Here is an 8,965-nt window from a genome sequence, read left to right on the forward strand (position 1 = left end):
GCTTTCTCATTTCCAAAATTCCCACCACTTTTTTTCTTGAGAAGCTGCTATCATTTTTTTTGTATCTTGAACTTCACGAATCAGTGATAAAAGATTTTCATCTCTTTTGCTTGAACTTGTTTCAACAGTTGTTTTTAATTCATCGTTTTGATCCTGTAAAATTTTATTTTGGACTTTAATATCCTTAAGCTCTTTTTCCATCGAATTTAATCTATCAGATATCTCATCAAGATATTCTAATTTATCGATAAGAAGAGAAATTTGAGTATTCTCTTCTTGTTCTTTAGATGTAGTTTCGGAAGAAATCACCTTGTTCTCGTCGAGAACAGCACCTGTTCTCTCTTCTTCTGGAAGCATTGATAATACTACATTTACAGCCGTTTCCATAGTCATACCTTTGTCTTGTACTAGATCTTTCATTCTTTGTAGCAAGACAAGATCTTTACTTCTAAATGCTCTAGAGTTATTAGATCCTCTGATGAACTTGTAGTCTTTATTTTCTAAAGCAATACAATATTTTGTAAGAGAACTACGAGCTATTCCTAATGATTTTGTTACTTCGCCACCTAAATAGACCATTTCATTTACTTGTTGAGACATATGTTCACCACCTATTCTTAACATAAACAATTATTTAGTATATAGGCTATTTTAACAGTGTTTTCGATTTAGAATAATATTCTCCTCCTTATTCTTTAAATAACATATGAAATTAGCATGAGGATAGCTATTAAGCAATGGCGGCCATACAGTATTTTTTGGCTTGTTCTCATCAAGAACAGCACTTGTTCTCCATTTTGTTAAAAACTTTTAAACACCTTTATGGGGATTTTTCAGACTTTTTATTTCTCTAACGAGAAAAAGATAAAAACTCAAATTAAACTATTAACCCATATAAACCAAAAAAAGAAAGCTCCATTACGATGGAGCTTTCTTTTTTTGGTTTATATTACTATTTTCCATTGAATTATCAGATTACTAGAAGGTATAATAGAATTAACAAAAATGGACGGAATAGAAAAAAGACTTCAACGTGTTTAAGGAGTGTTAGCTGCACCCTTAGACCGTTCCCCCTAAACCACCTAGGGAAAACACCTGTCGAAGTCTCTTGTTAATAGTTTCATTATCGATAAGATAAAACTTATGGTTTTATTTTATACGAAATTGACATCTATTTCAAGGGCTTAGTTCATCACAAAAAAAGACATTGTTTTCCTTGTTAAGGGAGACAATGTCTTTTTTTGTTCCTAAAAGGAGAAGATGAACCAATGACAATTAGCCGCATACTTACTACGGAAGAGTTTAACCACATGCAAGCCTACGAAAGCTATACAGAAAATCGCCCTCAACATCAATCTATGAAACGAAAATTACTCAAAGAAATTATTCATCTCTATGGTGATAAATACTATCGTCTACATGATGGAACAAGAAAAGCTTTAGATCGGCTATGCTGGTTAGGTGCAGAGAAAGGCTTTTGCTTTCCTGGCAGTACATATTTAGGTAAAACCTATGAAAAATCCAAAGGAACCATTGACCGTCACATAAAAGAGTTACGAGAACAAGGGCAAATTGTAACTGTCTATCGACGTTGCCCTCGTAATAACGGCAAAGGGAATCCTGTACACTTATTTGTTAACCACCCTTACTTCGAGTACTGGGTAAACTTTTTACAGCTCGATTTGACTTCTCATGTTGAAGCAGATGTTGAAGCAGAAAATGATGAAACCCCTTGTGAGAGTAAGGATGAAGAGGCAAAAAAAATCCCTACCTATAATTTAACTTTAAAAGATTTAAATAAATACATACGTAAAGACATAGATATAAAGCTTTCAACGGATTATCTACCGTCTTTTATTCCAACACCATTTAAAGAAGCCGTACAGCCGTTTTTTAACTATGCAGATGATATTTATCACTTATGGGGGAAAGTACGCTTAGCACACAAAATAAGCCGTCTAGAGAAGCCTATTGAGGAATTAGTATCAATTGCTGTTCAAGCATTTAAAGAAACGGTCTTTGCTTATAAAAGAAATCGAATAAAAACAACCTTTGAAGCCTATTTTTTCGGGACTTTAAGAGGTTTATTTGCTGCTGAACGTAGAAGAGAAGTTCAAAAGAATAAATCTAATCCGTTATTCTATAATTTTTTAGATTTAGACGCGTAATCAGTCTAACTTGTATGCTGTTTTTTATGCTGTTTTTGTCTATAGACTGTAGATTATTAAGAAAGTAGCTTGTCATAATTAGATAGATTAATAGTGATATGATTCTATCCAATTATGACAAGAAAAGCCGGAAGAGTTGAATGAAAAGGAACAGGGTAATAGAAAGGAAAGAAATCAGGAATTTTTAAAATGATTTTGCTACTATAATCCTATAGAAAAAGAGAGAAATAAACGGAAAGAGGGGTAATAGGATGGAACAAAAGCATGATGCTATTAAAGGGTACAAAGAGGACTATCTAACCTTACAAAAGACATGGCGAAAGGAAAGTGAAGAATTATTTTTAGTTGGTAAGTTAGCGTATTGGACATATTGGCTAAGTTACTATGCTGCAAATAAGAGCGAAGAAAAGCGAGAAGAATTGTTTGCGATTAAAAGGAAAGGTATGCAGCTTTTATCTCAAAGTCAATATACACAATTACGAAAATACATCCCCGGTTTCTCCAATAAGCTATGCTATCGCCATTACGGCATGATGAAACGAAAAAACGTAAATGTGCACCATTTTCTAAACCGAAATCAGGAATTTTTGCAAGCATGTGAAAACTGTAAAAAAAGAGAAGAACATTTTTATACGCTGTATTCATTAGCTGTATTAGATCAATACGGTGAGAAAGATAAACGTCCTTTATTTATCATGTATATACCATATGACCTTATGAAAGGTATCTTCCCAGCACTCGAAACATTAGAATCTGTTAAAGTTTATAAGAAGCGTGAATTCGGAAAAATTCGTGTTGATGGGAAACAAAATTGGAACTTAGAGCCTGTTTTTTCAATCAAGCTCATAAAGAAAAAGTTTGAACAAAGCTACGAAGCATTACAGAACTACTTTGAGCATGCTGAAAATAGAGTAAGAGAAACGGCCAACTAAAAGTTAGTTGGCCGCCATTATACCTTCGCTATAACGAAAAAACCTTTAATGTTCGATCAATCATGTCATCATCGACACCAATATAACGCAGCGTAACAGATGGTACCGAGTGGCCAAAGATCTGTTGCAAGTTGGCTACATCCCTCGTGGGTTAGTAAAAATGATAGTCAAATGTTTGCGCTAGGAACCTATACGTTTTTCTATTTCTTTTTATGTAAAATGTAACAAAGACAAACCATTTATTCTTTTGTCGATGCTACTTCCTTGGATGCGTTGTTTTTCTGTGTAACAACCACATCATGATGCAAAATCTTATCTTTATTTTTCCCTACATAAGATTGCAAAGCTTTGGCAATCTTTTCTGCTTCTTCTTCACTCTGAATTTCAAAGTATTTCTCAAAAATCGCGCCGACTTGAATCAGTCGTCTTGTTCTCTCTTTTCTCTCTTTTTCTTTTTTACGCGCTTCAACTTGTTGTTTCTTCGCTTTCATCTTCTCAATTTTCTCTTCTAGCTCCTGAAGAATTTCTTCATCTGTTCGCTTCTTTGACACCCAATCCCATCTCCTTTTTCTGTTCTCTAATGTTTGTTTTGATTATATCAAAAATTGAGATAAATTGGTATCCTTAGCATAGATTCTCTCACCAGGATATGGTATAATTCCCTTAGATCGAAGAGAAAAGGGCGCACTTATACATCGTACCGATGTGTGCGGTTCCTTCGGAACGAAAAGACAAAACCAAAGACCCATTCGCCTAGATGGCGAATTTCATAAAACCTGTTTGCCTATCGGCAAAGATGAAACCACCATCTGACACCTTTGGTGTTCATGATGCTGATTTCATCTAAAGCGTTGATTAGCGCACCTTGTGCTCTCATCAACTTATTCCAAAAACACAAACCCATTCTCAAGAAAGGAGGAAAGAATCATGGCAATTTACCATCTATCGATGCAAATCATCAGCCGTTCAAAAGGCCAATCGGCTGTTGCTGCAGCTGCTTATCGCAGTGGCGAAAAACTACATGATGAACGCACAGACGAGCAAAAATTTTATGCTCGTAATGTCCAACCAGAAAACATGATTCTGACTCCTTCTAATGCACCAGAGTGGATGAAAGATCGGAACCGTTTATGGAATGAGGTTGAAAAAGTGGAAAAGCGCAAAGACTCACAACTTGCACGCGAATTAAATATTGCTTTGCCAATTGAACTGAATCATGACCAGCAAAAAGAACTCATTCAATCTTTTGTTCAAAACGAGTTTGTTCAAAAAGGAATGATTGCTGATATCGCTATTCATCGCGATGATGCAAATAACCCTCATGCCCACATCATGTTAACTATGAGAAATCTTAATGAAAATGGTTTCGGTAAGAAGAATCGTGACTGGAACGCTGATTTTGCCAATACAAAAGAAAACAATCGTGGGTACGTCAAAAATAGCGAAGGCTGTTTATCCATTCGTGAACAGTGGGCAAACTATGCCAACGAAGCGTTAGAACAAGCCCAAAGCAATGAACGTATTACGCACCTTTCTCATGAGAATCGTGGTCTTGAAGTTCTTCCAACGATTCATTTAGGCCATGTCGCTCACGACATGGAGAAGAAAGGAAAGCAAAGCGAGCGTGGCCAAGTTAACCGAGAGCGTCAAGAATACAACCAAGTTGTTATCGACTTACAAACCTACCGTCGTCAAAAAGAAGCTCATCTACAAAGAATGAAAGAAAAAGAGAAGCAGTTTAGCTTCTCTACAGCTGTTGAGAAAACACAGATTCAAAAGGCTGCATCTCTTTTAAATCAACAAATCGTTTCCTTAGACGATATCTACAAACGCCATGAAGAACTACGCAAAATGAGCGATCGTCACGACCCAATTGAACGTCATTTCCATGTTCAACAACAACAGTTCCTTAACGTCAGCAATTACTATGACCGTGTGAGGGCTTTAGAGCGTGAAATTAAGCAGAATGAAGAGAAAGTAGATGAACTCAAGGGATCACTTAATCCGTTTAAACTGAAAGAAAATAATATGATGAAACGTCGTTATCTTGATAAAATCTCTGATTTAGAAAGCAATAAAGCAAACTATGAAAGCAGCATCAAAGAATATAAAGAATCCCTTCGTTTTTCAAACGAAGAAGAATTCTATCAACGCTATCAAGAGTTCTCTCAACAAAAAGAGAACCGTCTGCATCAAATCAAATATGAGAAGCAACAGATTCGAGTAGAAACAAAAACTTTGTTACAAACAGAAGAAGCCATTAAAATGGCTAAAATTCGTGAAGTAAGCTCACATTATCCTGATTTAAAAACAGCCGGAAAATACTTGAGCTATGACAATGCCTTAAAACTAGAAAAACATATAGATATGGCCAAAAAGACGCCAGTAACATTAGAAGTCATTGAAAAAGCGATTGAAAATCAAAAAGATGAGTTGTACAAACTAAAGAAAAATATAAAAATTTTCGAAACAGAAAAAGATTATTTAGATACGATGAAGAATCAAGTTACAAGCCTTGAAAAAACGGAAAAAGAACTTGATGAACTAAATAATAACCCTGGTGAAGCAGCTAAACGCTTGGTTTCAAAGAAAGCACGTCAGCATTATGAAGAATTACAGCATGAAGCGAATCATTATAGAGAGAACCTTAAGGAAAAAGGATACAAAGGACCAGATGATTTAGAGAAGCGACAAGGCGAAATTAAAGAACTCGAGAAAGATGTAATACCATCTATAGAAAAGCAGATAAACACCAAGGAAAAAGTCATAGGAACGATCTCAGGCATCTTTGATGCTATTCAGCAAGCTACTCGTAGCGAAGAGCAAGCGCAGCAAAGGCAGCAACAACAGCTTAGAAGATTTAGAAGCAGCACTATAAATAGATCCAAAGATCAAGGTCACGACTTTTCTCGTTAAACAGAACCCTAATTGCCTTAAGGCAATTTAAGTCAACTTAAAGTTGAGCGATTATTGCTTTTAAATATGCATTGAAATCCTATAGTTAGCGCAAAATATCTAACGTGTCTTGTACGCCCTGAGACACTGATAAGCAGAAGCCAATTGCATAACATCCAAGAAGCAACAAAGAATACTGTCCCTAACAGTATTCTTTGTTGCTTCTTAGCCTTTGTAAGATAAATAAAAAAGCTAGCATAATGCTAACTTTTAAAAAGTAAAATGATTTTTAGTTATTAGCAACTTCCACCGAAACAAGAAGCGCCGATAATGATTAATAAAAATTGATAGCTTAATTTCTTAATCTTTAATTGAATCGTACGAGTACTTACATCATACTGATCAGCTAATTCTTTAATGGTGATTTCTTTCAACATAATTGCATTTAACATCTTTTTTACCAGCATCATAATAGCCTCCATTTTCGTTTTACGAGTATGGTACTAGTATTCAAATGCAAGATGATATTTCTTGCTATTTTGATACTGTATTTTTTCATCACTATTTTCTTCATTCCATCAGAAAGTTCATTTTATTTTTCTTAATTTTTTAAAATTTCAGAAAATATATTGCATATTTTGTAAAAAGAGTGGTAGTATTTAGTTATTCTTTAGCGCTGAAGTAAAATTTTTGTCTTATTTAGGAGGAAAAGTTCTTTTTATGAAGAAAATACTTTTAACTTCAATGGTATCTACTCTTTGTTTAGGCCTTGTTTCACCAGCTTTTGCTGCAGAGTCTAATCAGTCTAGACAATCAGTTTCCTCACAACTAGATCAAGAAAATACAGAACCTGAATATACTTATACTTATAATGGAATTGAGTTTACTGGAAATTACGAATTAACGACAGATGAATTAAGAACACTTTATGTACAATCACTAGCTTTGGAAGCCAAGACTACAAGTCCTAGTGACGATGTTAGCGTAGAAGTTAATGATCCTGGAACAGGACAAGTTCAAGTAGTAAAACCATACTATAGAACTTATACAAACAAAACTCAAAAAGAAGTAGCAAATGCTATTACTTCATATCTTCTTAGTAAAATACCTTCCCCTGTAAAAGGAAATGTTGTTGGTATATGGGTTGTTGGTAAAATAACACAATGGACTAATGTTATTAAGCAAACATACGTAGGCTCATGGATAACAAGCTCTTATGTTACTTCTAAGAAAAAACGTGTTTATCATGCAACATTAGTTCATTACAAAAATAGTAATTACACTACACCAATTTCTGTACAATATTATGATGTAACTCAATGGTATGATTGATTAAAATCTAATGTAAAGTAGTGAGCTTAAATGACACAAATAGAAACCTCTACTCAAGAAGAGTATAATGAAAAGCTTAATAAACCTTATGAAACGTTTATATATTTTGTAGCTTTCACTATAGTTACAAAATTATTTCCTTACATAGAAAACCTTACAGATCATACAATTTTAAAGTTTATTCTTGGGCTAGCTTTTGCTTGTATAGTTGCTCAGATTTTAAAATTAGGAAATAAGCTTCCTCATTATTTGAGACATTTTTGTGATCGCTTAAAATTGAAACCTTTCGTTTTATATTTAGCTTACATACTTCTTTACATTCTATTTGCTTACATTCTCTTTTAATAAAAAAGCATCTATCTATGATATAAGATAGATGCTTTTTAGTTAACATAAAATATTTTCTAGGTACTATTATAAAAATATTAACGTTTATTTTCCTACATTGTTCGATAAGGCATAAACGTTCCACCAAAAAAATAACTTACTACAACGAGAAGTACAGCAAATAAAATGAACAAGAACCAACCTCTGGCATATGTGTTTGATTCTTGTTTGTTTTGTATTTTTTCTTTGTATTTTTTTTGGACAACATGATGTTTCGATATTTTTTTCATTAATATCCCCCTCTTGAATATTAAACAAACAATTGGAGCCCAGTGTTAAGTAAGGATTGTTTAACTTTATTTATTTTTTAAAGTAATCTCTTCTTTTTTATCATTCCATTTCAAAATTATTATAGGCTTATCCGATTTTAACGTTTCTCTATTGACTATTGCTTTAGTTTTTTCTTCAAATTTCCCCTCTTTATCTAACTCTATAATTGAAACACCCCATTGTCCGTTTGGTGCTTCTAATTTAAAACTGAACTCTCCAACTGATTTCATATCTTTACCTGTATAAGTTAGTTTAATAGTCTTTGGTTCTCCTTTATCTTTGTCAGAGTTTGGCTTTACAATCTCTTTTACTGTCCAATTATCGCTTTTTCCTGTAAAAACTAAAGGTTCTTTGTCTTTAACTTGGCACCCGCACATTAGAAACAGTGTAAAAACAATAAAGAATATCCTTTTCATCTCTCTCCCCCTAAATAAAACTCCTTTTTATTACATTTTATCAAGTATATAGAATATGTTCACCCTGTATATGGTATACAAAGGTAGTTAACATAATCACTCTTTCCGGAACACATCCCAAAAAAGAACCCTCTTGGGAGAAGGGTTCTCGATAAGGCCTTGTTTCTTCTTTATGCAGCTTTTTATACATCCCTGATATGACTGCATTTATTGGATTCCCAAGTAGCAGACATATGTATAAAAAGCGTACCTTTTATACATATGCTTTAACCTCTAAATAATTGATTTTTTATCGGAATATGTTATAGTGACAGTCCGGCTGACTTTCCAGTTAACCTTTTATCTCAAACCGTAAACGTAAATAAAAAGCTGCCTCATTTTGTTGAGACAGCTTTTTATTTTGTTTACCTTTTGACTGGACAAATTACAATCTAATACGATACTTTAGATATGTACATGTATATATTTCACTTTTATCAACTATAAACACAGCTATGATCAACCACACATGTAAGAAAAGCCCTCAATTAATTTTGAGGGCTTTTCTTGTACTAGCATTTTGCTA

General features: G+C 33.8%; 10 protein-coding genes. 5 read left to right on the top strand and 5 right to left on the bottom strand.

Annotated features, from left to right (window positions below):
• Positions 1 to 6: 6 nt before the first annotated feature.
• The gene (locus MKY06_RS30605) at positions 7 to 600 is read right to left on the bottom strand and encodes a DUF3967 domain-containing protein (RefSeq protein ID WP_190238279.1); all 594 of its coding nucleotides are present in this window, start codon (positions 598 to 600) and stop codon (positions 7 to 9) included.
• Positions 601 to 1,268: 668 nt separating this feature from the next.
• Between MKY06_RS30605 and MKY06_RS30610 the strand changes: the two genes are divergently transcribed.
• Complete coding sequence (locus MKY06_RS30610) at positions 1,269 to 2,168, top strand: transcriptional regulator (RefSeq protein WP_116327463.1); 900 nt, start codon at positions 1,269 to 1,271, stop codon at positions 2,166 to 2,168.
• A 251-nt stretch (positions 2,169 to 2,419) separates the two neighbouring features.
• The gene (locus MKY06_RS30615; protein WP_194758474.1) at positions 2,420 to 3,100 is read left to right on the top strand and encodes a hypothetical protein; all 681 of its coding nucleotides are present in this window, start codon (positions 2,420 to 2,422) and stop codon (positions 3,098 to 3,100) included.
• A gap of 239 nt (positions 3,101 to 3,339) precedes the next feature.
• Here the strand turns inward: MKY06_RS30615 and MKY06_RS30620 are convergent, their stop codons facing one another.
• Entirely contained in the window at positions 3,340 to 3,651 is a 312-nt protein-coding gene (locus MKY06_RS30620; protein WP_088568171.1) for an NIP7 pre-PUA domain-containing protein, read from the bottom strand.
• 376 nt (positions 3,652 to 4,027) lie between these two features.
• On the opposite strand from MKY06_RS30620, the gene mobQ reads away from it, so the two are divergent.
• Positions 4,028 to 6,016 (top strand): MobQ family relaxase, encoded by a 1,989-nt coding sequence (gene mobQ, locus MKY06_RS30625; RefSeq protein ID WP_340962393.1) that lies wholly within the window; start codon positions 4,028 to 4,030, stop codon positions 6,014 to 6,016.
• A 275-nt stretch (positions 6,017 to 6,291) separates the two neighbouring features.
• Here the strand turns inward: mobQ and MKY06_RS30630 are convergent, their stop codons facing one another.
• Positions 6,292 to 6,465, bottom strand: coding sequence for an HTH domain-containing protein (locus MKY06_RS30630; RefSeq protein WP_228541242.1), 174 nt, complete (start codon positions 6,463 to 6,465; stop codon positions 6,292 to 6,294).
• Between the two features lie 250 nt (positions 6,466 to 6,715).
• On the opposite strand from MKY06_RS30630, the gene MKY06_RS30635 reads away from it, so the two are divergent.
• Both MKY06_RS30635 and MKY06_RS30640 read left to right on the top strand, forming a co-directional pair.
• Positions 6,716 to 7,327, top strand: a complete 612-nt coding sequence (locus MKY06_RS30635) for a hypothetical protein (protein WP_194758478.1) — start codon at positions 6,716 to 6,718, stop codon at positions 7,325 to 7,327.
• Positions 7,328 to 7,357: 30 nt separating this feature from the next.
• A complete protein-coding gene (locus tag MKY06_RS30640) occupies positions 7,358 to 7,672 on the top strand; it encodes a hypothetical protein (protein WP_194758477.1) in 315 nt (104 codons plus the stop codon).
• 95 nt (positions 7,673 to 7,767) lie between these two features.
• On the opposite strand, the gene MKY06_RS30645 is transcribed toward MKY06_RS30640, so the two are convergent.
• Positions 7,768 to 7,944: a hypothetical protein gene (locus tag MKY06_RS30645; protein ID WP_194758476.1), complete on the bottom strand. Its 177-nt coding sequence runs from the start codon at positions 7,942 to 7,944 to the stop codon at positions 7,768 to 7,770.
• 66 nt (positions 7,945 to 8,010) lie between these two features.
• Complete coding sequence (locus MKY06_RS30650) at positions 8,011 to 8,400, bottom strand: hypothetical protein (protein WP_194758475.1); 390 nt, start codon at positions 8,398 to 8,400, stop codon at positions 8,011 to 8,013.
• Positions 8,401 to 8,965 lie beyond the last annotated feature (565 nt).

Origin of the sequence: Priestia sp. FSL P4-0332, from assembly GCF_038005845.1 — a bacterium.
Lineage (GTDB): Bacteria > Bacillota > Bacilli > Bacillales > Bacillaceae_H > Priestia.